This window comes from Streptomyces sp. NPDC000880, assembly GCF_053599675.1.
On sequence record NZ_JBSFMS010000046.1, the window covers coordinates 1 to 21324 of the forward strand.

Here is a 21324-nt window from a genome sequence, read left to right on the forward strand (position 1 = left end):
ACCGTCGTCGGCCCGCCCTCCGGCGAGTCCAGGACGAACAGCCCGTCCACTTCGTGCAATGCAGAGTGCAGGGTGCTGCGTTCGGCGCGAGCGCCTCAGTCGCGCGGGCGGCGGAACCACTCGGCGGTCGCGCTCTTGGACGCGAACACCACCAGCAGGATCGCCACGATGAAGGTGATGATGCCGACCGGGATGGTGAAGATGCCGCTGATGATGGCGAAGGCGCCGTAGACGATGGAGCAGACGCGGACGCCGTTGGCGCCGCTGGCGTACTTCAGCGCCAGCACCAAACCGAGCGCGGCGAACACCAGGGAGAGCACCAGCAAGAAGCCGATGACGCCCTTGCCGAAGTTGGCGAACGTCTCAGCGTCGGTCCCGCTCACACCGGCGTCGGCGGTGGCCTTGTCGAGCTGCGACATGGTGTAGCCGTAGATACCAGCGACCACGACCTGGCAGACGACGATCACGTACAGGAAGATGCGGGCAGCCTTGGTGATACCGGGCATCTCGGTCGATCCGACCGGGAAGCCGCCGGCGCCGTACGGCTGGACCGGCGGGGCCTGGGGGTAGCCGTAACCGGGCTGCTGCGGCTGGCCCTGCTGGGGGTAGCCGTAGCCCGGCTGCTGCGGCTGGCCCTGCGGCTGGCCGTAAGGATTGTTCGGGTCGCCGAAGCTCATGACGGGTTTCCTCCGTTGAAAGTGCGGGGACGACGCGGTCCGCGCGGAGGAACGTCACGAGATCAGCGGTTTGCCCCCCAACACTGCCGCGGTACTGCGCCGTTTATCGTCGTCTTAAGGTCGACATTTTGTCCAGTCGGGGACCGCATGTGTTGTGCAAGTGCAACCTCACATTGCCCTTGTGGGAGGCCTGGAGGCGGCTCGAAGGCGGTCCGGTGGCGGCCCCGTGGCGGCCCGAATTGGAACCGGGGCGGGTCCATCCGCGAGGATGGGGCCATGACTGCCCAGATTCTCGATGGCAAGGCCACCGCAGCTGCGATCAAGTCCGATCTGACCGCCCGCGTGGCGACCCTCAAGGAACGGGGTATCACCCCGGGCCTCGGAACCCTGCTCGTCGGGGACGACCCGGGCAGCCGCTGGTACGTAAATGGCAAGCACCGCGACTGCGCGGAGGTCGGCATCGCGTCGATCCAGCGCGAACTGCCGGACACCGCCACACAGGAGGAGATCGAGGCGGTCGTCCGCGAGCTCAACGACAACCCCGAGTGCACGGGCTATATCGTCCAACTCCCGCTCCCCAAGGGCATCGACGCCAACCGTGTGCTGGAGCTGATGGACCCGGCCAAGGACGCGGACGGGCTGCACCCGATGAGCCTGGGCAGGCTGGTGCTGGGCGTGGAGGCGCCGCTGCCGTGCACTCCGTACGGGATCATCCAGCTGCTCCGTCACCACGGCGTCGAGATCAAGGGCGCGCACATCGTGGTCGTGGGGCGCGGCATCACCGTCGGCCGTTCGATCCCGCTGCTGCTGACCCGTAAGTCCGAGAACGCGACCGTGACGCAGTGCCACACCGGCACCCGCGATCTGGGCATGCACCTGCGGCAGGCCGACATCATCGTGTCGGCGGCCGGGGTACGGCACATCATCAAGCCGGAGGACGTCAAGCCGGGCGCGGCCGTACTCGACGTCGGCGTCAGCCGCGACGAGAACGGCAAGATCGCCGGAGACGTGCACCCGGGCGTCGCCGAGGTGGCCGGCTGGATCTCACCGAACCCGGGCGGCGTCGGCCCGATGACCCGCGCGCAGCTGCTGGTCAACGTCGTCGAGGCGGCCGAACGCGCCGTCGCTGCCGCGGGCTGACCGGGGAAGGCTGAGCCCATGGGCGCACGCACGAACGACGAAGCCGGGGCGGACGACCGCGGTGCGGCTGCGCCGCTCACGGAGGGCGCGGTCCCCGCCGCCGGCAGCGCAGGGGCCACCGCATCGGCAGCGGAGGCCGAGGTGAACGCGGGCGCGGCCCCCGAGCGGAGGGTTCACGGCCGCACAGGCCGTAACGCTGACGAACAGGATGCCGGCCAGGATGCCGGCGAACCGGCTGCCGCCCCCGAGCCGGGGGCGGAGGACCGGCCCTTCCGCGCCGCCGACCGCATGACGGCGCCCCAGCCGGGGGCTGACGGCCACACCGCCGGGAACGCCGATGGCCGGGCCGCCACCGAACCGGCGGCAACCACCGCCGCCGACGGCCGGGACGCCACGGAACCGGCACTGGCCCCCCACGCCGAGGGCCGGACCCGCCCCCACCACAAGCGCACCGCCCCCGACGTCGGAGCCGCCGTCGCCGCCGCGCTCGCCGAGGCCGTGCACCCACGGCCCGTCCGCCCGGACGCCGGCGACGGGGGCGGCGCCGAGGCGCGTGCCGCGGATGCGGGGCACACCCCCGACGCCTCCCCGGACCATCGGACCGAGCAACCCGCCGCACCCGGCAAGGCCTCCTCCCGGCGGCCGCCATCCCTCACCCGGGACACCGCCCGGCCCGAAGGCGGCGGGCGGGCCGCTCCTGTTGGGGCTCCCGCGCCCGCGCGGCAGTGGCCGCTGCTCACGGTGCTGGCGCTCACCGGGCTCGGCCTCGTGATCGTCGGCACCCACGCCTTCGCCGACGCCTTCCGCGTCGGCACCATCCTCATCGGCGTCGCCCTGCTCACCGGAGCCGTGCTGCGCCGGATGCTGCCCTCCGTGGGCATGCTCGCGGTGCGCTCCCGTTTCACCGACATGGTCACGTACGGAGTGCTCGGCACCGTGATCGTCCTGCTCGCGCTGGTGACGCAGCCGAAGCCGTGGCTGGACGTTCCGTTCCTGGAGGACGCCGTTCACTTCACCGTGCGTTAGCCCGCTCTGGCCCACCCCGTCGAGTATCTTGACGACGAGAGACCGCAACATCACTGACGTCGCTGACATCGCCGACCCAGCCGCAGCGTGAGAGGGATGTTCCACCTCATGGCCAAGATCAAGGTTGCCAACCCCGTCGTCGAGCTCGACGGCGACGAGATGACCCGCATCATCTGGTCCTTCATCAAGGACAAGCTGATCCTGCCGTACGTCGATGTCGAGCTGAAGTACTTCGACCTGGGTATCGAGAACCGCGACGCCACCGGCGACCAGGTGACCGTCGACGCCGCCAACGCCATCAAGAAGTACGGCGTCGGCGTCAAGTGCGCCACGATCACGCCCGACGAGGCGCGGGTCGACGAGTTCAACCTCAAAGCGATGTACCGCTCGCCGAACGGCACCATCCGCAACATCCTCGGCGGCGTGATCTTCCGCGAGCCGATCATCATGGAGAACGTGCCGCGGCTCGTCCCGGGCTGGACCAAGCCGATCGTCGTCGGCCGTCACGCCTTCGGCGACCAGTACCGCGCCACCGACCTGAAGGTCCCCGGCCCGGGCACGCTCACCATGACCTTCACCCCGAAGGACGGCTCCGAGCCGATCGAGCTCGAGGTCCACGAGTTCCCGGGCGCCGGTGTCGCGCTCGCCATGTACAACCACGACGATTCGATCCGCGACTTTGCGCGAGCCTCGTTCCGGTACGGCCTGGCCCGTGAGTACCCGGTCTACATGTCCACGAAGAACACGATCCTCAAGAAGTACGACGGTCGCTTCAAGGACATCTTCCAGGAGATCTTCGACGCCGAGTTCAGGGCCGAGTTCGACGCCAAGGGCCTGACCTACGAGCACCGCCTGATCGACGACATGGTCGCCGCGGCGCTCAAGTGGGAGGGTGGCTACGTCTGGGCGTGCAAAAACTACGACGGCGACGTCCAGTCCGACGTCGTCGCGCAGGGCTTCGGCTCACTGGGCCTGATGACCTCGGTCCTGATGTCCCCCGACGGCAAGACCGTCGAGGCCGAGGCCGCGCACGGCACGGTCACCCGCCACTACCGCCGGCACCAGCAGGGCAAGGCGACCTCGACCAATCCGATCGCGTCGATCTTCGCCTGGACCCGTGGTCTCGCCCACCGCGGAAAGCTGGACAACACCCCCGAGGTCACCAGGTTCGCGGAGACCCTGGAGCAGGTCTGCATCGAGACCGTCGAGGCCGGCCGGATGACGAAGGACCTGGCGCTGCTGATCTCCAAGGACGCGCCGTGGCTGACCACGGAGCAGTTCCTGGACGTGCTCGACGCCAACCTGCAGAAAAAGATGGCGTCCGGCTGATCGAGGCACTCCCGCCTGCTCGAGGCGCTTCCGCTGATCGAGGTGCTCCCGCCCATGAAGCGGCGCCGGGTCCGGTGCAAAAGTACGGCGCCCGTCCTCTCCCCCGAGGGAGGACGGGCGCCGTCGTGTTTCAAGAGTCATGCACGCGCCAAGCGCGGACAAGGGACGGCAGAGGCCTGTGGCATGGAAGTGACCATTCCGCCATGGTGTGGTCGTTGCGCTACGGGCGGGGCGGTTGCGCTATGGGCGGGGCGCACGACGGGGCGTGCAGTCCATCGTGAATGCTCCCGTGCACGCCGATAACAGGAACTGACATCCTGGGCCTGCGCATCCCATTGGGTAGTCCGTTCGGGGGAAAAGGGGACAAGGGGGGAAGCACATGCCTCGTTGGAAGGCACTGCCGGAGGAGCTCGACCCGCAGGTCCGGGAGTTCGCCAGTCAGCTGCGCCGGCTTGTCGACCGCAGCCGGCTGAGCATCGCCGCCGTCGCGGACCGCACCGGATACAGCAAGACGTCGTGGGAGCGGTATCTGAACGGGCGGCTGCTCGCGCCCAAGGGCGCGATCGTCGCGCTGGCTGAGGTGACCGGGACGAACACAGGCCATCTGATCACCATGTGGGAGCTCGCGGAGCGCGCCTGGAGCCGTTCCGAGATGCGCCACGACATGACGATGGAAGCGATACGGATCTCCCAGGCGCGGGCGGCGCTCGGGGAGTTCGGCCCGGCGCAGGCGGTCGTCCCGGCAGGCCGCTCGGACGGCCGGACGTCCGAGCCCGCGTCTGCGCCCGCGGAACCGAGCGGCCGGGAGCAGCCGCAGCGTCCGTCTCCCTACGTGCCCACGCAGAGCGGTCCCGGCCACCCCGCGCCAGCGACCGCGCCGCTGGGCGCCGTACCCACCCCCGACCACCAGGGAGGCGGCAAGCGCAAGGTCGTCATGTTCCTCGCCGGTGTCGTCGGAGCGCTGCTGGTGATCGCTGCCGCTGTGCTCCTGACCGACCTCGGCGGGGACGGTACCGACGGCAAGCCCGTCGCCAAGCCTCCGCCGGCAACCCCGACCACCAGCAGTCCGCAACTGCCCGCGGGTGTGAAGTGCGGCGGCAAGGACTGCACGGGCCAGGACCCGGAAGCGACGGGCTGCGGCGGCGAGTTGGCCAAGACCGTCTCCTCCGCGACAGTTGGCAGGACCTTCGTCGAGGTCCGCTACAGCAAGACCTGCCAGGCGGCCTGGGCCCGTATCACCCAGGCGGCCCCCGGCGACACGGTGCAAGTCAGCGTGGCCGGCAAGGGAGCGCAGAAGGGGCTGGTGAACGCGGACAACGACGCGTACACCCCGATGACCGTGGTGGCCGCGCCGGCCGAGGCCAAGGCCTGCGCGACGCTCAAGACGGGGGTCACTGGCTGCACCGGGGGGCAGTGAGCCGCGCCACAAGGGGGCGGGGGAGTACGCGATCGCGGGTCGGATAGCCTGACGCTGGATGTCTCTTCACGTCAAGATTTCGAATGTCCGTTCAGACCGTCCGTTCAGAACGTTCGGAGCGTACGTTCAAAAACGTACGGAACCGGCGCGAAGAGCTGTCCAGCACCAGGGGCACGGACCCCTACCGCCAGCTGTCTTACGGAGATCGCCATGACCCGCACTCCCGTCAACGTCACCGTGACCGGCGCGGCCGGCCAGATCGGCTACGCGCTGCTCTTCCGCATCGCCTCCGGCCACCTGCTCGGCGCGGATGTGCCGGTCAAGCTGCGCCTTCTCGAAATCCCGCAGGGCCTCAAGGCCGCCGAGGGCACCGCGATGGAGCTCGACGACTGTGCCTTCCCGCTGCTGCGCGGCATCGACATCACCGACGACCCGAACGTCGCCTTCGACGGCGCGAACGTAGCCCTGCTCGTAGGCGCCCGTCCGCGGACCAAGGGTATGGAGCGCGGTGACCTCCTCTCCGCCAACGGTGGCATCTTCAAGCCGCAGGGCAAGGCCATCAACGACAACGCCGCGGACGACATCAAGGTCCTCGTCGTCGGAAACCCGGCCAACACCAACGCCCTGATCGCACAGGCAGCCGCGCCGGACGTACCGGCGGAGCGCTTCACCGCGATGACCCGCCTCGACCACAACCGCGCGATCTCGCAGCTCGCCCGGAAGACCGGCGTCGCCGTCACCGACATCAAGCGCCTCACCATCTGGGGCAACCACTCGGCGACCCAGTACCCGGACATCTTCCACGCGGAGATCGCCGGCAAGAACGCCGCCGAGGTCGTCAATGACGAGGCGTGGCTGGCCGACACCTTCATCCCGACCGTCGCCAAGCGCGGCGCCGCGATCATCGAGGCCCGCGGCGCGTCCTCGGCAGCGTCGGCCGCGAATGCCGCGCTCGACCACGTCTACACCTGGGTGAACGGCACCGCCGAGGGCAACTGGACCTCCATGGGCATTCCGTCGGACGGCTCGTACGGCGTGCCGGAGGGCCTGATCTCGTCCTTCCCGGTCACCACGAAGGACGGCAAGTACGAGATCGTCCAGGGCCTGGACATCAACGACTTCTCGCGTGCGCGGATCGACGCGTCGGTGAAGGAGCTGGAGGAGGAGCGCGCGGCGGTTCGCGAGCTCGGCCTCATCTGATCCGTACGCCTCACGTACGCACGCAGCACCGCCCCCGGCAGCCGACTGGCCGCCGGGGGCGTTTTGTGCCGGTGGCCATCGCGAGGAGCTGGAGACGGTCAGACGTTCGATGATGCAGGATGAGCCGCATGCGTCTGGACGTCGACCGTGCCGCCGTTGGGGAGCCCGGCGCTGATCCGGCCGGTGTCCTGGCGCTGCGGCAGGTCGTGGTGTCCGAAGTAGCCGGCCACCACGCGCCGTGCCGAGCCGCCCAGCAGGCCCGCGCCGGTCAGCAGAACGCGCGGCAAGGTGATGGCGTCGGGTTCGGCCCGCGGGACCTGAGGGTCGTCCGGGATCATTGAGCGCTCCGCATCGCATCTCATAAGACCGGAGTATGTCTGCCCCACCGCCGCGCAGTGATGCGGGCCACTTTGAGACAGGTAACGCGCATGCTTTCCGAACCCTTGGGCATGCGATCCGTCCGCTGGCTATCACCAGCGAGGAACATAACGGGAACGGAAGGTCAAACGCGACGTGTCGGCACAACAGACCATCCACGTGGGCGGAGAGTGGCGCGCAGCCGCCTCCGGCGCCGCGCGCGAGATACTCGACCCCGCTGACGCGACCGTCATGGCCGTCGTGGCGGAGGGCGGGGTCGAGGACACCGACGCCGCGATCGCCGCCGCGCGGGCGGCATTCGATCAGGGGGAGTGGCCCCGCACGCCGGTGGCCGAGCGGGCGGCTCTGCTGCGGCGGGTTGCGGACCTGCTGCAGCGCAACCGGGAAGCGCTCGGGCTGCTGGAGAGCCGGGATGCCGGGAAGACAGTCGAGGAAGGCCGCGTCGACGTCGACTGCGTGAGTGACGCCTTCCGTTACTTCGCCGACCTCGTCATGAACGAGAGCGGCGGACGGGTTGTCGACGCCGGGTCCGACGACATACACAGCGTGGTGGTGCATGAACCCGTCGGAGTCTGCGCCCTGATCACGCCATGGAACTACCCACTCCTGCAAGCGAGTTGGAAGATTGCCCCGGCACTGGCCGCGGGCAATACTTTTGTGATCAAACCGAGTGAGATCACTCCGCTGACGACCGTCGAGCTGATCCAGCTCCTCGAGGAGGCGGGGCTGCCCGCCGGTGTGGCGAACATCGTGACCGGCGCGGGCGACCCTGTAGGGGCCAGGCTCGCCGAGCATCCCGATGTGGACCTCGTCTCCTTCACCGGCGGGCTCGCCAGCGGTACGAAGGTGATGCGCGCCGCCGCAGACAGCGTCAAGAAGGTCGCCCTCGAACTCGGCGGCAAGAATCCCAATGTCGTCTTCGCTGATGGGTGTGAAAGCGATGAGGGCTTTGATACCGCTGTGGATCAGGCTCTCAACGCCGCCTTCATTCACAGCGGGCAGGTCTGCTCCGCCGGGTCGCGGCTCATCATCGAAGAGTCGCTGCGCGAGCGCTTCGTCGGCGAACTGGCCCGCCGGGCCGAGAACATCCGCCTCGGCCGCGGCACCGACTCGGGTGTGGAGTGCGGGCCCCTCGTATCGCAGCAGCAGCTCGCGAAGACCGAGGGATACGTCGCCTCGGCCCTGGCCGAGGGCGCGGTGCTGCGGGCCGGCGGGCGCAGGCCCGAAGGTGAGGGATACGAGGGGTACTTCTACCGGCCCACCGTCCTCGACCAGTGCCACCGCGGGATGCGCGTAGTACGCGAAGAGGTCTTCGGACCCGTCCTGACCGTCGAGACGTTCCGTACGGAGGACGAGGCCGTCGCCCTCGCCAACGACACCGAGTACGGGCTGGCCGGCGCCGTATGGACCGCCGATCCCGGACGGGCGCGGCGCGTCGCCGGGCAGCTGCGGCACGGGACCGTCTGGATCAACGACTTCCACCCCTACCTCCCGCAGGCGGAGTGGGGCGGATTCGGGAAGAGCGGCATCGGGCGCGAGCTGGGGCCCGCCGGGCTCGCCGAGTACCGAGAGGCCAAGCACATCTACCAGAACCTCGCCCCCCGTCCCGTGCGCTGGTTTGCAGGCTGATCAGGAGACCAAACACATGACTACGTACGACTATGTCGTCGTCGGGGGCGGCACCGCCGGATCGGTCATTGCCTCCCGGCTCACCGAGAACCCGGACGTCACCGTCGCCGTCATCGAAGGCGGGCCGAGCGACGTCGGCCGGGACGACGTGCTGACCCTGCGGCGCTGGATGGGGCTGCTCGGCGGCGAACTCGACTACGACTACCCCACCACCGAGCAGCCCCGCGGCAACTCCCACATCCGGCACAGCCGCGCCCGGGTGCTCGGCGGCTGCTCGTCCCACAACACCCTCATCGCCTTCCGGCCGCTGCCGTCCGACTGGGACGAGTGGGCGGCCGCGGGGGCCGAGGGCTGGGACGCGGCCGCGATGGACCCGTACTTCGACCGGCTGCGGAACAACATCGTGCCGGTCGACGAGGCCGACCGTAACGCCATCGCCCGCGACTTCGTCGACGCCGCCCAGGCCGCGCTCGCCGTCCCGCGCGTCGAGGGCTTCAACAAGAAGCCGTTCCACGAGGGCGTCGGCTTCTTCGACCTCGCGTACCACCCGGAGAACAACAAGCGGTCCTCCGCCTCGGTCGCGTATCTCCACCCCTTCCTGGACCGGCCGAACCTCCATATAGCGCTGGAGACGTGGGCGTACAAACTGGAACTGGAGGCTCCCCTTACCTCCGGCAGCCCGAACCCCAGGGCGACCGGCGTACGCGTCCGTACGAAGGACGGCGAGGAGCGGCTCGTCCAGGCGCGGCGCGAAGTCCTCGTCTGCGCGGGCGCGGTGGACACGCCACGGCTGCTGCTGCACTCCGGCATCGGGCCCCGCGCCGACCTGGAAGAACTCGGCATTCCTGTCGTACACGATCTGCCGGGCGTCGGGGAGAACCTCCTCGACCACCCCGAGTCGGTGATCGTCTGGGAGACGCACGGGCCGATCCCCGAGAACTCGGCGATGGACAGCGACGCGGGCCTGTTCGTACGGCGCGATCCGGACACCCAAGGGCCCGATCTGATGTTCCACTTCTACCAAATCCCGTTCACCGACAACCCGGAGCGCCTCGGCTATGAGCGGCCCGCGCACGGGGTGTCGATGACGCCCAACATCCCCAAGCCGCGCAGCCGCGGCCGCCTCTACCTGACCAGCGCGGATCCGGATGTAAAGCCTGCGTTGGACTTCCGTTACTTCACGGACGAGGACGACTACGACGGCCGTACGCTCGTCGACGGGATCAAGCTCGCCCGCGAGATCGCGACGGCTCAGCCGCTGGCGGGCTGGCTGAAGAGGGAGGTCTGCCCGGGACCGGAGGTCACCTCGGACGAGGCGATCGGCGAGTACGCGCGCAAGGTCGCGCACACCGTGTACCACCCCGCCGGAACCTGCCGAATGGGTGCCTGGGCAGATCAACTTGCCGTAGTGTCACCGGACTTGAAAGTCCGGGGCATCGAAAGCATCCGCATTGCCGACGCGTCCGTCTTTCCGACGATGCCCGCCGTCAACCCGATGATCGGGGTCCTGATGGTGGGCGAGAAGTGCGCGGAGCTGCTGTCCGCGGCTTACGAAGAGAGGTGCCTGGCCCGATGAAGTCCAAGACCGAAACTCTGGATACTGCCCACAAGGCCGTGGACGACGGTGCCGCGCCGCCCGTCTTCTCCGTACAAAACCTGTGGAAGGTCTTCGGCCCGAAGGCCGACCGCATCCCCGGCAACGCCGAACTGGGCGCGCTCACCCCGGCCGAGCTGCGCGAGCGCACCGGCTGCACGGCAGCCGTGCGCGATGTGTCCTTCGATGTGCGCAAGGGCGAGGTCTTCGTCGTCATGGGCCTCTCCGGCTCCGGCAAGTCGACGCTCGTACGCTGCCTGACCCGCCTGATCGAGCCGACGTCCGGGGCGGTCGCCATCGACGGCGAGGACGTGCTGTCCATGGACACGGCGCGACTGCGCGAACTGCGTCGCCACCGTGCGTCCATGGTCTTCCAGCACTTCGGCCTGCTGCCGCACCGCTCGGTGATCGACAACGTCGCGTACGGACTCGAGATCCAGGGCCTGGGCAAGGCCGCGCGCCGCTCCCGGGCGGCGGACGTCGTCGCGAAGGTCGGCCTTCAGGGCCTCGAGCACCGCAGGCCCGGCCAGTTGTCCGGCGGTCAGCAGCAGCGCGTCGGCCTTGCGCGGGCGCTCGCCGTCGACCCCGAAGTGATGCTCTTCGACGAGCCGTTCAGCGCGCTGGACCCGCTGATCCGCCGCGATATGCAGGAGGAGGTCATCCGGCTGCACCGCGAAGAGGGCCGCACGATGATCTTCATCACGCACGATCTGAGCGAGGCGCTGAAGCTGGGCGACCGTATCGCGCTGATGCGGGACGGCCGGATCGTGCAGCTGGGCACGCCGGAGGAGATCGTGGGCTCGCCCGCCGACGACTACGTACGGGACTTCGTCCGCGATGTCCCGCGCGAGCAGGTGATGACGGTGCGTACGGCGATGCGCCCGGCGGCGGACGCGGACGAGGCGGAATCGGGCGCGGCGATCGCCCCCGGCGCGACGGTCTTCGAGGCGATCGAGGCGGTGGCCCGCAGCGGCAGCCCCGCGCGCGTGATGCAGGACGGCCGCTGCGTGGGGGTGGTCGACCACGCGGGGCTGCTGGCTGTGGTTGCCGGCGTGGACCGGGGCGCCGATACGGACGGGGCAATGGACAAGGCAGTCGTCGCATGACGGCCGTCGTCACCGCCCCCGCCAAGGAAGTGGCCGCACCCGAACCCGTGCTGCGCGCCCTGCTGCGCCGCCGTGTCCACCGCAAGTTGCTGCTGCTCGGCGTTGCCGCGCTCGTGCTCATACCTGTCGGGATCGTCCTGTGGGGCAGCGGCAGTTGGCCCGCCCAGCTGACCGTCGACGTCTCCGGGCCCCTCGACGACGCCAATCAGTGGGTCGTCGACAACCGCGACACCCACCCCCTCTTCCTCTACTTCCTCCTCCACCTCTCCAACACCGCCACCGACGCGGTCGATGCCGTCTACCAGTTCCTGGACGCCATGGGCTGGCTGGGCGTCCTCGCCGCCGGTGTGCTGTTCGCCTGGCGGGCCGCCGGGCTCGGACGGCGCGGGGTGAAGGTAGCGGCGACCGCCCTCGGGGCCTTCGCCGTGTGCGGGCTGCTCGGGATGTGGGACGCCATGCTGCTGACCATCGCGCTGATGGTCGTCGCAGTCGCCGTCGCGGCGCTGCTCGGCGTGCTGATCGGGCTCGCGGCCGGGCTGTCCCGCCGGGTCGACCGGGCGCTGCGGCCGGTGCTCGACACCATGCAGGTGCTGCCCGCGTTCGCGTACCTGCTGCCGTTCGTGCTGGTCTTCGGCACCGGCACGCCCGCCGCGCTGTTCTGCACGGTCATCTACGCCGCCCCGCCCATGGCCCGCCTGACGGCACTCGGGCTGCGCGGCGCCGACCCCGCCGTGCTCGAAGCGTCCGCATCGCTCGGCGCGAGCGCATGGCAGCGACTGCGGACCGCCCGGCTGCCGCTCGCCCGCAAGCAGATGCTCCTCGGCCTCAACCAGACGATCATGATGGCGCTCTCGATGGTCGTCATCGCGGCCCTTGTCGGAGCCGGCGGACTCGGTGAGGAGGTCTACTCGGCGCTCTCCACCGTCGACGTCGGCAAGGCACTCGCCGCGGGCATCCCGATCGTGCTGATCGCCGTCTGGCTGGACCGTACGACCGCGGCGGCCGGCGACCGTATCGGTGAGAGCTCACCCGGCGGCGGGCTGCTGCACGGCCGCTCCGCCTGGGCGCTGATGTTCGCTTGCGTCGTGGCCGCGGCGTTTGCCCGGCGGGCCGTCGGCAGCGCATGGCCGGAGGGCTGGACGTATGACATCTCCACGCCCGTCAACAAGGCGCAGGAGTGGATCACCGAGAACCTCACCTTCACCGAGACCTGGTCGCGCGAGTTCACGCTGTGGATCCTCAACCCCCTGCGTGACGCCCTGATCTGGCTCCCCTGGTGGTCGCTCCTGCTGCTCGTCGCGGCCCTCGCCTGGCTGGTCGGCACCTGGGCGACCGCTCTGACCGCCACGCTCTCGATGGCGGCGATCGGCGTACTCGGGGTCTGGGGCAAGTCCCTCGACACGCTCTCCCAGGTGCTCGCGGCGCTCGTGCTCACGCTGGCGCTCGGCGTCCTCGCGGGCATTCTGTCTGCGCGGGCCGGGCGTCTGGAGCGCTGGCTGCGGCCGGTCCTGGACGCCATGCAGACGATGCCGCAGTTCGTGTATCTCATCCCGGTGGTCGCGCTGTTCGGCGTGACCCGGGCATCCGCGATCATCGCCGCCGTCGTGTACGCGCTGCCCGCTGTCGTGCGCATCACCACCCAGGGCCTGCGCGAGGTCGACCCGGCCGCGCTCGAGGCATCCCGCTCGCTGGGCGCGTCGACCCGCCAGCAACTCCTCCACGTCCAGCTGCCGCTGGCCCGCCCGGCACTGCAGCTCGCCGTCAACCAGGGCGTCGTGCTGGTGCTCGCGGTGGTCGTCGTCGGCGGCCTGGTCGGCGGCGGGGCGCTGGGCTACGACGTCGTGAAGGGCCTCTCCCGGGGCGAGATGGGCATCGGCATGACGGCCGGAGTCGCGATCGTCTGCCTCGGTCTCGTACTGGACCGGATCACCCAGCCCGCCACCCGCAAGACCGACTGAACCCTTCCTTCGATTCACAGGAGCACCATGCGCACCCTCCGTACCACCACGGCTGTCGTCAGCGCCCTTGGCGTTCTCACCCTCAGCGCGTGCGGCGCCGCCGAGACCGGCAAGACCAACGAGGCCGGCGGCGCCAAGACCGTGAAGCTGACCGTCCCCTCCTGGGTCGGCGCCCAGGCCAACACGTCCGTCGCCGCGTACATCCTGGAGAAGGAGCTGGGCTACACCGTCAAGACCCAGCAGATGGGCGAGGTCCTCGCCTGGGACGCGCTCTCCAAGGGCGACATTGACGCGATCATGGAGGACTGGGGTCACCCCAAGGAGGAGAAGCAGTACGTCACGACCAAGAAGACCGTCGTCAAGGGCGGCGGCCTCGGCGTGACCGGGCACATCGGCTGGTTCGTGCCGAAGTACTTCGCGGACGCGCACCCCGATGTCACGGACTACAAGAACCTCAACAAGTACGCCAAGGAGTTCAAGACCGCGGAGAGCGGTGACAAGGGCGAGATCCTGGAGGGCTCCCCGGACTACGTCACCAACGACGACGCGATCATCAAGAACCTGAAGCTCAACTTCAAGACCAACTACTCGGGCTCCGAGGCCGCGCAGATCACCGCGATCAAGAAGTACGCGCAGGAGAAGAAGCCGTTCCTGACGTACTGGTGGACCCCGCAGTGGCTGAACGCCCAGGTCGACATGGTCGAGGTCAAGCTGCCGGAGTACAAGGCGGGTTGTGACGCCGACCCGAAGGCTGTCGCCTGCGCGTACCCGAATACGCCGCTGCAGAAGTTCCTCAACGCGGACTTCGCGAAGAACGGCGGCGAGGCGGCGGAGTTCCTGAAGAACTTCAAGTGGACGACCGAGCAGCAGAACGAGGTCGCGCTGATGATCGCCGGCGAGAAGATGTCGCCGGAGGCGGCTGCCGAGAAGTGGGTCAAGGCGAACGAGGCGACGTGGAAGGCCTGGCTTCCCAAGAAGTAGCCTGCGGCTCGTGACGGACGGGGACGCTCACCGAACGCGCGGTACGGGCGACGGCCGCGAACATCTCGTCGGCGGGTGTCTGCCCGTCCTCGTAGCCGAGCGCAGCCGCGACCCCGGCGCTCGGGCTCGCGAGAGCAGGGAAGCCGGCGTCCGCGAAGGTTGGGCGGGGGCGCTGGACGCGCCGGGCCGGGCGCTGCCGTGAGCCTGCGGTGGCTTGCCAGGGGGCGGTTTCCCGGCCCGGGCGAAAATCAAGCCCCTCCCGCCGAGGAGCGGGGTCTGGGGCGGGGCCCCAGCTACGGGATGGGGGTACCTCCCAGGCGAAGCTCTGGGGGAGGGCTGGTAGGGGAACAGCCCCGCTCAGGGGGCCGCAGCCTCGGGTGCCTCCGAAGCCGCCGGCGGCTCACCGAACCGGGCCAGTGCCAGTGCCCCCGCCACCGCCACCGCGAAGCCCGCCACGGCCAGCCAGGCCAGGCCCTCGCGGGTCCGGTCGCCCAGCCACACCACGCCCACCAGCGCCGGGCCGATCGTCTCGCCGAGCACCATGCCCGCCGTGGCCGTCGTCACCGAGCCGCGCTGCAGGGCGGAGGTGAGCAGCAGGAACGCCGCACCGCCGCCGAGCAGCAGCGCGTACAGCGCAGGGTTGGCCAGCACATCGGGCAGCGCCACCGAGTCGATCAGCCGGACCGCGACCTCGACCACGCCGAAGCCGAAGCCCGCGCCGAGGCCCAGCACCAGGGCGCGCGGTTTGTCGGGGAGGCGGCCCGCGGCCGCTCCGACGAGGAGGACGGCGAGCGCGACGCCGAGCATGGCCCAGCGCAGGGCGGCGGATCCGGCACGGTCGCCCTCCGCGCCCGAGGCGAGACCCAGCATCGCGAGCCCCGCGCAGACCACGGCGACCGCGCCCCACTCCGTCCCGCTCAGGCGGACAGGGAGCAGGCGCGCGGCGACAACGGCGGTCACCGCGAGGCTGGCGGCGAGCGCCGCGCCGACCGCGTAGATGGGAATGGAGCGCAGGGCGACGATCTGGAGGGCGAAACCGAGGCCGTCCAGGGCGAGTCCGGCCACATAACGCCACTGACGCAGCGCGCGCAGCAGCAGCGCCGGGTCGACGCCGGAGCCGGTGCCCGGCTCTGCGGCGCGGGCGGCGATGGCCTGGAGGACGGAGGCCGTGCCGTAGCAGACCGCGGAACCGAGCGCACAGATCATCCCGAAGAGCACAAAGCGACTGTAGATGAGGAGGGTTGGCGGACCGGGTTTACCGGCGGGCGAGGCGGCCCTCCAGTCTGTCCGGCGGTTCACTGGCTCGGCAGTTGCCTGGCACTGGCTTGATTCGAACGGGGGCGACCGGCTGATGGCGCGACGCAGGCTGAGGTCGAGCACGGTGGTGCTCGGCGGTACGGGGTGCTCGCGGCGACGATCACGTCCTGCGGCTCGGAGCCGGACAGGCGGTGCGTCGACCCGGTGACCCGGGAGAAGCTGCCCAGTTACGAGTGCGACGACAGCAGCCGCAGCGGCACCGCCCGTGGTTCGTACTACTGCTACGGCGGCCAGGTCAACGGCGGCAAGGTCGAGGACGGCAGCTTCGACAAGACAACGGTCGACCGCGGCGGCTCCGGCTCGGGCGGCAGCTGAGCGGGCCCTGCCTGATGAAGCGTCACACCATCGAACCACGGCCCGGCTGGCAGAAGATCGTTGAGGAGCAGGGCCTCGTCTATCCGCTCACCCGCTACCCGGACGAATCGCTGCGTCCGTACTGGGACGAGAGCGCGTACTACGAGGACCTGATGACCGTCGCGTATCTGCGCGAGACGGCCGAACAGGCCGGGCTCACCACCGAGGCACTCTCCGTCGAACAGATCGGCTGGGACAGGCTGTCCGGACGCTTCGTCGACGACCGGCTGCGCTTCATACGCAGCTGCTTCAGGCTCTATCCGTGGGAGTGGCTGGTCACCGATCGCTTCGGGGCCCACGTCCTCGACACTCTGGACAACGGCGGCGGCACCGGAACCACCTGCTGGGTCGAGCCCGCCTGGAAGATGCTGCTCTCCAACAAGGCGCTGCTGGCGATCCTCTGGGAGCTCAACCCGGGCCACCCGAACCTGCTGCCCGCCCATCTCGACGGCCCGTGCGAACTCGCCGCCGAGCGGGGTATGTTGCCAAGCCCCTGCTCGGCCGCGAGGGCGCGGACGTCACGATCCACGAGCCGGGCGCCGGTGCCGTACTGCGTGAAGAGCCGTGCTGCTACCAGGAATTGGCACCGCTGCCCGACTTCGAGGGCAAGCGCGTGGTGCTCGGCGCATGGGTCGTCGAGGGCGAGGCGGCGGGGCTCGGCATCAGGGAGTCGGCGGGGCTGGTCACGGACGAGCACGCCCGCTTCCTGCCCCACGTCATCCTCTGCTCCCAGACGGGATCTACTCGCCCAGGACGGCCCTCAGCTGGTCCAGGCCCCAGTCCAGGTCCTCCTTGCTGATCACCAGCGGCGGTGCGATCCGGATCGTGGAGCCGTGGGTGTCCTTGACCAGGACCCCGCGGTCCATCAGCTTCTCCGAGATCTCCCGGCCGGTGCCGTGGCTCGGCACGATGTCGACCCCCGCCCACAGCCCGCGGCCGCGTACCGCCTCGACCGCGCCGCCGCCGGCGCCGGTCAGCAGGCCAAGCTCGTGGTGGAGGTGCTCACCCAGCTCGGTGGCGCGCTGCTGGAACTCGCCGCTGCGCAGCATCGCGATGACCTCCAGGGCGACCGCGCAGGCGAGCGGATTGCCGCCGAAGGTCGAGCCGTGCTCACCGGGACGGTACACGCCGAGTACCGCGTTGGAGGAGACGACCGCCGACACCGGAACGACGCCGCCGCCCAGCGCCTTGCCCAGCACATACATGTCCGGCACGACGCCCTCGTGCTCGCAGGCGAAGGTCTTGCCGGTCCTTCCGAGGCCCGACTGGATCTCGTCCGCGATGAAGAGGACGTTCCGCTCGCGGGTCAGCCGCCGTACGCCCGCGAGATACCCGGCCGGCGGCACCAGCACCCCGGCCTCTCCCTGGATCGGCTCCAGCAGCACGGCCACGGTGTTCTCGGTGAGCGCGGCGTCCATCGCGGTCAAGTCCCCGTACGGAACGATCTCGAATCCCGGGGTGTACGGACCGAAGTCCGCCCGTGCCTCCTGGTCCGTGGAGAAGCTGATCACCGTCGTCGTGCGGCCGTGGAAGTTGTTGGCCGCGACGACGATCTTCGCCATGTTGTCCGGGACGCCCTTGACCCGGTAACCCCACTTCCGGGCGGTCTTCACGGCGGTCTCCACCGCCTCCGCCCCGGTGTTCATCGGCAGCACCATCTCCATGCCGCACAACTCGGCGAGCTGCGCACAGAAGTCGGCGAACCGGTCGTGGTGGAAGGCGCGGGAGGTGAGGGTGACTCTCTCCAGCTGCGCCTTGGCGGCGTCGATCAGCCGGCGGTTTCCGTGGCCGAAATTGAGCGCCGAGTACCCGGCGAGCATGTCGAGGTAGCGACGCCCCTCGACATCGGTCATCCACGCGCCGTCGGCCGAGGCGACGACGACGGGGAGCGGGTGGTAGGTGTGCGCGCTGTGCGCCTCCGCGGAGGCAATGGCACTCTCCGATGCAGACACGGGATCTCCGTTCAAGTAGAGACAAGGTATCCGGCCGGGGCGGGGTGATGCCCCTGTTTCTATCGTCGCTCGCATGGTGGACGAAGAAACCTTGCTGTGGGGTGTGGCCGCTAGGCTGGACACTACGCACGGCGACTGGCGTACGGGGAAGTGACCCCGAGGGAACCGCGCGCGGAAGATCACACGAGGTGCCGCCCGCCTGGGCACCCCGGGACCCGTCCCGTGTGGTGCCGCTCGCCCCCTGCCTCAGGCGGGAGGACCCCCGAGTTGCACCCCGGGACACGTCCCGCGTGGTGCGGCCCGCGCCCTCCGTCTCCGGCGAGGATGCCGAGCCGACCCCGGGACCACGACAGAGCAACGGATCGCCCCGGAGGACACCATGACTCTTCCCCTGCAGCACCCCGCACTCTCCGCCGCCGACCCCGAACTGGCAGCCCTCATCGGCGCCGAGGAACAGCTTCAGGCCGACACCCTCCGGCTGATTCCCAGCGAGAACTACGTCTCCAGGGCCGTTCTGGAAGCCTCCGGCACCGTGCTGCAGAACAAGTACAGCGAGGGCTACCCCGGCCGCCGCTACTACGAGGGCCAGCAGAACATCGACCAGGTCGAGCGGCTCGCCATCGCCCGCGCCAAGGCCCTCTTCGGCGTCGAGCACGCCAATGTCCAGCCTTACTCCGGCTCCCCGGCCAACCTCGCCGTCTATCTCGCCTTCGCCGAGCCCGGCGACACCGTGATGGGCATGGCCCTGCCGATGGGCGGCCACCTCACTCACGGCTGGGGCGTCTCCGCCACCGGCAAGTGGTTCCGCGGCGTCCAGTACGGCGTACGCCAGGACACCGGCCTCATCGACTTCGACGAGGTGCGCGAACTCGCCCTCAAGGAGCGGCCGAAGATCATTTTTTGCGGCGGCACCGCGCTGCCCCGCACCATCGACTTCGCGGCGTTCGCGGAGATCGCCCGTGAGTCCGGCGCCGTCCTGGTCGCCGATGTCGCGCACATCGCCGGTCTGATCGCGGGCGGCGCGCACCCCTCGCCGGTGCCGCACGCGGACGTGATCTCCACGACCACCCACAAGACCCTGCGCGGGCCGCGCGGCGCGATGCTCATGTCCCGAGAGGAACACGCCAAGGCAATCGACAAGGCGGTGTTCCCCGGCCTCCAGGGCGGCCCGCACAACCAGACCACGGCCGCTATCGCGGTCGCCCTGCACGAGGCGTCCCAGCCCTCCTTCCGCAGCTACGCCCAGTCGGTCGTCGCCAACGCCAAGGCGCTCGCCGACGAGCTCCTCGCCCGCGGCTTCGACCTCGTCTCCGGCGGCACCGACAACCACCTGATCCTGATGGACCTCACCCCCAAGGACGTGCCCGGCAAGGTGGCGGCGAAGGCCCTCGACCGGGCCGGGATCGTCGTCAACTACAACACCGTCCCCTACGACCCGAGGAAGCCCTTCGACCCCTCGGGCGTCCGCATCGGCACCCCCTCCCTCACCTCCCGCGGTCTCGGTACTGAGCACATGGCCGCCGTCGCCGACTGGATCGACCGGGGCGTGACCGCGGCCGGCGCGGGCGACGAGGACTCGCTGGCCGCGATTCGCGCCGAGGTCGCGGCTCTGATGGCCGAGTACCCCGCGCCCGGACTGACCGCCTAGTGCGGTGACGGGTGACCGGTGACACGTGACCGGTGACACGTGACCGGTGACACGTGACCGGTGGTCGGGGACCGCGACGGCTGACCGGGTCCGGTCGGCAGCCGGTTCGCGTCCGCCCGCCCGCTTCAGGTTCCACCCCGCCGCTGCCAGTTTCAGCGCGTCGATTCCGCGATCTCCTTGGCGCGCAGCAACTGAGCCACTCCCTCCAGCCGCAGCGTCGTCCGCTCGTCCGCCGCCGTCCACAGCAGCGTCGGGCCCGCCGTCCGCTCAGCCTGCGTCCATCCCTCGCCGTGGGCGTCAGTCATCCCGAACCGCAGCAGATGCGGTTCGGCGAACCACAGCCCCTTCCCGCCGCTCAGCGTCACCCACTCCGGCATGAGCCGCGCCTGCTTGACGAAGCCGAGGTCCAGCTTTGCCGGAAACTGGTCCAGCCGGATCGTCCGCCCCCACTCGCTCCAGCACAGGCTCACCACCGACCGGCCCGCGGCCCCTTGGGTCACCGAGACCGCGTCCGGGTCGCCCAGCCCGCTCGGCACCCGTGCCCGGAATCCCGCGCGCCGCTCCGCCTCGGCCAGCGGCACCGGCGCGTGGCACCACGGCGGCTGGGCCCCCGTCCGCGGCGGCGTCGTGGGGTCGTACCGCACCTCGACCCCACCGAATCCGAACCAGTCGGCCACCGCCGCCCGCACCGGAGGCGTGAGCACCAGCACGATCAGGACCCCGGACAGGACGACCGTCAGCGCGCGCCACCGCCGGCGCGTCCAGTGTCTGAACCGCTCGGCCCGCCCGGGCACGGCAGGCAGGGGCACCGCCGCTTCGGCGAGGAGCTGGGCCAGCACCCGCTCGGCCATCGTCTCGCCGTCGACGTCCGGAATCCTGATCCCGCGCCCCAGCCCGCGCAGCTCCTGGCGCAAGGCCTCGTGCGGCTCCTCACCCACTGCCTCGTGCGGCTTCTCGTCACCCATGCTCCTCACCTCCCTTCCCAGGAATGAGCTGCCCCAGCTTCGCCAGCGCGCGGTTCAGCCGGGACTTCACCGTGCCGCGCGGCCAGCCCAGCGCCTCGGCCGTCTCCGCCTCGTCCATCTCCAGCAGATAGCGGTAGGTGACGACCTGCCGCTGCTCCTCGCTGAGCTCTTCCAGCGCAGCCAGCAGCACCGTCCGCCGCTCCTCCGCCAGGGCCGCCACCGCCGGGTCCGCCGACTCCGGTATCAGCGGCTCGGAGCCGATCAGCAGTGCCTCCCGTCCGGCGAGCGCCCGCAGCCGCACCGCCGAGCGCACTGTGTTCCTCGTCTCATTGACCACGATCCGCAGCAGCCACGGACGGAACGCGGCACCGTCCCGGAACCGCCCCAGCGCCTGGTACGCCTTGAGGAAGGCGCTCTGCACCACGTCCTCCGCGTCCGCACCGGCCCCGAAGGCCACGGCCGCCCGCAGCGCGACATGTGTGTGGGCGCGCACCAGCTCCGCGTACGCCTCCGGCTCTCCGGCGCGCACCCGCGTGATCACCGCACTCTCGTCCTCGACGATGCGGCCCCCCTCCGGACCCGCTTCCAGGATCCCCTCCCGCGTCCTCACATCTTTCATACACCGGCGGCCGGGGATCGGTTCCACACCTGAG

17 protein-coding genes, 3 pseudogenes and 1 riboswitch are annotated in these 21324 nt (G+C 70.1%); of the genes and pseudogenes, 13 read left to right on the forward strand and 7 right to left on the reverse strand.

What is annotated here, in order from left to right; all coding sequences use genetic code 11:
* Window positions 1-95 precede the first annotated feature (95 nt).
* On the reverse strand, window positions 96-677 hold the full coding sequence (locus ACWDO5_RS17300) for a hypothetical protein (RefSeq protein ID WP_450531127.1): 582 nt from the start codon (window positions 675-677) through the stop codon (window positions 96-98).
* Window positions 678-953: 276 nt separating this feature from the next.
* Here ACWDO5_RS17300 and ACWDO5_RS17305 point away from each other — a divergent pair, with 276 nt between their 5' ends.
* The 5 genes from ACWDO5_RS17305 to ACWDO5_RS17325 all read left to right on the forward strand — a co-directional run bounded on the left by ACWDO5_RS17305 (window position 954) and on the right by ACWDO5_RS17325 (window position 6789).
* Window positions 954-1817 (forward strand): bifunctional methylenetetrahydrofolate dehydrogenase/methenyltetrahydrofolate cyclohydrolase, encoded by an 864-nt coding sequence (locus ACWDO5_RS17305; protein WP_450531129.1) that lies wholly within the window; start codon window positions 954-956, stop codon window positions 1815-1817.
* A gap of 18 nt (window positions 1818-1835) precedes the next feature.
* Window positions 1836-2843, forward strand: coding sequence for a DUF3017 domain-containing protein (locus ACWDO5_RS17310; protein ID WP_450531131.1), 1008 nt, complete (start codon window positions 1836-1838; stop codon window positions 2841-2843).
* Between the two features lie 108 nt (window positions 2844-2951).
* Window positions 2952-4172 carry an NADP-dependent isocitrate dehydrogenase gene (locus ACWDO5_RS17315; protein WP_450531133.1) on the forward strand — a complete coding sequence of 407 codons (1221 nt, stop codon included), beginning with the start codon at window positions 2952-2954 and terminating at the stop codon, window positions 4170-4172.
* A 379-nt stretch (window positions 4173-4551) separates the two neighbouring features.
* Window positions 4552-5589, forward strand: a complete 1038-nt coding sequence (locus tag ACWDO5_RS17320) for a DUF2690 domain-containing protein (RefSeq protein WP_450531134.1) — start codon at window positions 4552-4554, stop codon at window positions 5587-5589.
* A gap of 210 nt (window positions 5590-5799) precedes the next feature.
* Complete coding sequence (locus ACWDO5_RS17325; RefSeq protein WP_450531135.1) at window positions 5800-6789, forward strand: malate dehydrogenase; 990 nt, start codon at window positions 5800-5802, stop codon at window positions 6787-6789.
* Between the two features lie 98 nt (window positions 6790-6887).
* Here ACWDO5_RS17325 and ACWDO5_RS17330 read toward each other — a convergent pair whose 3' ends face one another.
* On the reverse strand, window positions 6888-7127 hold the full coding sequence (locus ACWDO5_RS17330) for a hypothetical protein (protein ID WP_450531136.1): 240 nt from the start codon (window positions 7125-7127) through the stop codon (window positions 6888-6890).
* Between the two features lie 175 nt (window positions 7128-7302).
* Here ACWDO5_RS17330 and ACWDO5_RS17335 point away from each other — a divergent pair, with 175 nt between their 5' ends.
* From ACWDO5_RS17335 to ACWDO5_RS17355, 5 genes are read left to right on the forward strand one after another with little or no spacing between them, the layout of a single operon-like run.
* On the forward strand, window positions 7303-8796 hold the full coding sequence (locus tag ACWDO5_RS17335; protein WP_450531138.1) for an aldehyde dehydrogenase family protein: 1494 nt from the start codon (window positions 7303-7305) through the stop codon (window positions 8794-8796).
* 16 nt (window positions 8797-8812) lie between these two features.
* Complete coding sequence (locus ACWDO5_RS17340) at window positions 8813-10372, forward strand: GMC family oxidoreductase (protein WP_450531140.1); 1560 nt, start codon at window positions 8813-8815, stop codon at window positions 10370-10372.
* Window positions 10369-11496, forward strand: a complete 1128-nt coding sequence (locus tag ACWDO5_RS17345) for a quaternary amine ABC transporter ATP-binding protein (RefSeq protein WP_450531141.1) — start codon at window positions 10369-10371, stop codon at window positions 11494-11496. Before ACWDO5_RS17340 ends, ACWDO5_RS17345 begins: the two co-directional genes overlap by 4 nt.
* Window positions 11493-13454 (forward strand): ABC transporter permease, encoded by a 1962-nt coding sequence (locus ACWDO5_RS17350; RefSeq protein ID WP_450531142.1) that lies wholly within the window; start codon window positions 11493-11495, stop codon window positions 13452-13454. The genes ACWDO5_RS17345 and ACWDO5_RS17350 overlap by 4 nt, the downstream gene beginning before the upstream one ends.
* A 27-nt stretch (window positions 13455-13481) precedes the next feature.
* Entirely contained in the window at window positions 13482-14435 is a 954-nt protein-coding gene (locus ACWDO5_RS17355) for an ABC transporter substrate-binding protein (RefSeq protein ID WP_450531143.1), read from the forward strand.
* Here the strand turns inward: ACWDO5_RS17355 and ACWDO5_RS17360 are convergent.
* Window positions 14434-14592 (reverse strand): annotated as a pseudogene (locus ACWDO5_RS17360) (isocitrate lyase/phosphoenolpyruvate mutase family protein); the annotation flags it as partial. The gene ACWDO5_RS17355 and the pseudogene ACWDO5_RS17360 overlap by 2 nt on opposite strands.
* 200 nt (window positions 14593-14792) lie before the next feature.
* Entirely contained in the window at window positions 14793-15641 is an 849-nt protein-coding gene (locus ACWDO5_RS17365) for a hypothetical protein (protein ID WP_450531175.1), read from the reverse strand.
* A gap of 145 nt (window positions 15642-15786) precedes the next feature.
* On the opposite strand from ACWDO5_RS17365, the pseudogene ACWDO5_RS17370 reads away from it, so the two are divergent.
* Together ACWDO5_RS17370 and ACWDO5_RS17375 are read left to right on the forward strand one after the other, a co-directional pair.
* A pseudogene (locus tag ACWDO5_RS17370) lies at window positions 15787-16067 on the forward strand (hypothetical protein).
* 14 nt (window positions 16068-16081) lie between these two features.
* Window positions 16082-16830: pseudogene (locus tag ACWDO5_RS17375) on the forward strand (glutathionylspermidine synthase family protein); the annotation flags it as partial.
* Window positions 16831-16846: 16 nt separating this feature from the next.
* On the opposite strand, the gene rocD reads toward ACWDO5_RS17375, so the two are convergent.
* On the reverse strand, window positions 16847-18058 hold the full coding sequence (rocD, locus tag ACWDO5_RS17380) for an ornithine--oxo-acid transaminase (protein ID WP_450531145.1): 1212 nt from the start codon (window positions 18056-18058) through the stop codon (window positions 16847-16849).
* A gap of 121 nt (window positions 18059-18179) precedes the next feature.
* Window positions 18180-18270, forward strand: a riboswitch (ZMP/ZTP riboswitch).
* 167 nt (window positions 18271-18437) lie between these two features.
* Here rocD and ACWDO5_RS17385 point away from each other — a divergent pair.
* A complete protein-coding gene (locus ACWDO5_RS17385; protein ID WP_450531146.1) occupies window positions 18438-19706 on the forward strand; it encodes a serine hydroxymethyltransferase in 1269 nt (422 codons plus the stop codon).
* A 152-nt stretch (window positions 19707-19858) separates the two neighbouring features.
* On the opposite strand, the gene ACWDO5_RS17390 is transcribed toward ACWDO5_RS17385, so the two are convergent.
* Window positions 19859-20671 (reverse strand): hypothetical protein, encoded by an 813-nt coding sequence (locus ACWDO5_RS17390; protein WP_450531148.1) that lies wholly within the window; start codon window positions 20669-20671, stop codon window positions 19859-19861.
* On the reverse strand, window positions 20664-21290 hold the full coding sequence (locus ACWDO5_RS17395; RefSeq protein ID WP_450531149.1) for an RNA polymerase sigma factor: 627 nt from the start codon (window positions 21288-21290) through the stop codon (window positions 20664-20666). Before ACWDO5_RS17395 ends, ACWDO5_RS17390 begins: the two co-directional genes overlap by 8 nt.
* Window positions 21291-21324 lie beyond the last annotated feature (34 nt).

What these genes read in the sequence shown, in the direction of transcription:
- ACWDO5_RS17330 (WP_450531136.1), bottom strand. Translation starts at nt 7,127, where the DNA reads ATGATCCCGGACGACCCTCAGGTCCCGCGGGCCGAACCCGACGCCATC.
- ACWDO5_RS17365 (WP_450531175.1), bottom strand. Translation starts at nt 15,641, where the DNA reads ATGATCTGTGCGCTCGGTTCCGCGGTCTGCTACGGCACGGCCTCCGTC.
- ACWDO5_RS17300 (WP_450531127.1), bottom strand. Translation starts at nt 677, where the DNA reads ATGAGCTTCGGCGACCCGAACAATCCTTACGGCCAGCCGCAGGGCCAG.
- ACWDO5_RS17395 (WP_450531149.1), bottom strand. Translation starts at nt 21,290, where the DNA reads ATGAAAGATGTGAGGACGCGGGAGGGGATCCTGGAAGCGGGTCCGGAG.
- ACWDO5_RS17385 (WP_450531146.1), top strand. Translation starts at nt 18,438, where the DNA reads ATGACTCTTCCCCTGCAGCACCCCGCACTCTCCGCCGCCGACCCCGAA.
- ACWDO5_RS17340 (WP_450531140.1), top strand. Translation starts at nt 8,813, where the DNA reads ATGACTACGTACGACTATGTCGTCGTCGGGGGCGGCACCGCCGGATCG.
- ACWDO5_RS17310 (WP_450531131.1), top strand. Translation starts at nt 1,836, where the DNA reads ATGGGCGCACGCACGAACGACGAAGCCGGGGCGGACGACCGCGGTGCG.
- ACWDO5_RS17390 (WP_450531148.1), bottom strand. Translation starts at nt 20,671, where the DNA reads ATGGGTGACGAGAAGCCGCACGAGGCAGTGGGTGAGGAGCCGCACGAG.
- ACWDO5_RS17355 (WP_450531143.1), top strand. Translation starts at nt 13,482, where the DNA reads ATGCGCACCCTCCGTACCACCACGGCTGTCGTCAGCGCCCTTGGCGTT.
- ACWDO5_RS17345 (WP_450531141.1), top strand. Translation starts at nt 10,369, where the DNA reads ATGAAGTCCAAGACCGAAACTCTGGATACTGCCCACAAGGCCGTGGAC.
- ACWDO5_RS17350 (WP_450531142.1), top strand. Translation starts at nt 11,493, where the DNA reads ATGACGGCCGTCGTCACCGCCCCCGCCAAGGAAGTGGCCGCACCCGAA.
- ACWDO5_RS17315 (WP_450531133.1), top strand. Translation starts at nt 2,952, where the DNA reads ATGGCCAAGATCAAGGTTGCCAACCCCGTCGTCGAGCTCGACGGCGAC.
- ACWDO5_RS17320 (WP_450531134.1), top strand. Translation starts at nt 4,552, where the DNA reads ATGCCTCGTTGGAAGGCACTGCCGGAGGAGCTCGACCCGCAGGTCCGG.
- ACWDO5_RS17305 (WP_450531129.1), top strand. Translation starts at nt 954, where the DNA reads ATGACTGCCCAGATTCTCGATGGCAAGGCCACCGCAGCTGCGATCAAG.
- ACWDO5_RS17325 (WP_450531135.1), top strand. Translation starts at nt 5,800, where the DNA reads ATGACCCGCACTCCCGTCAACGTCACCGTGACCGGCGCGGCCGGCCAG.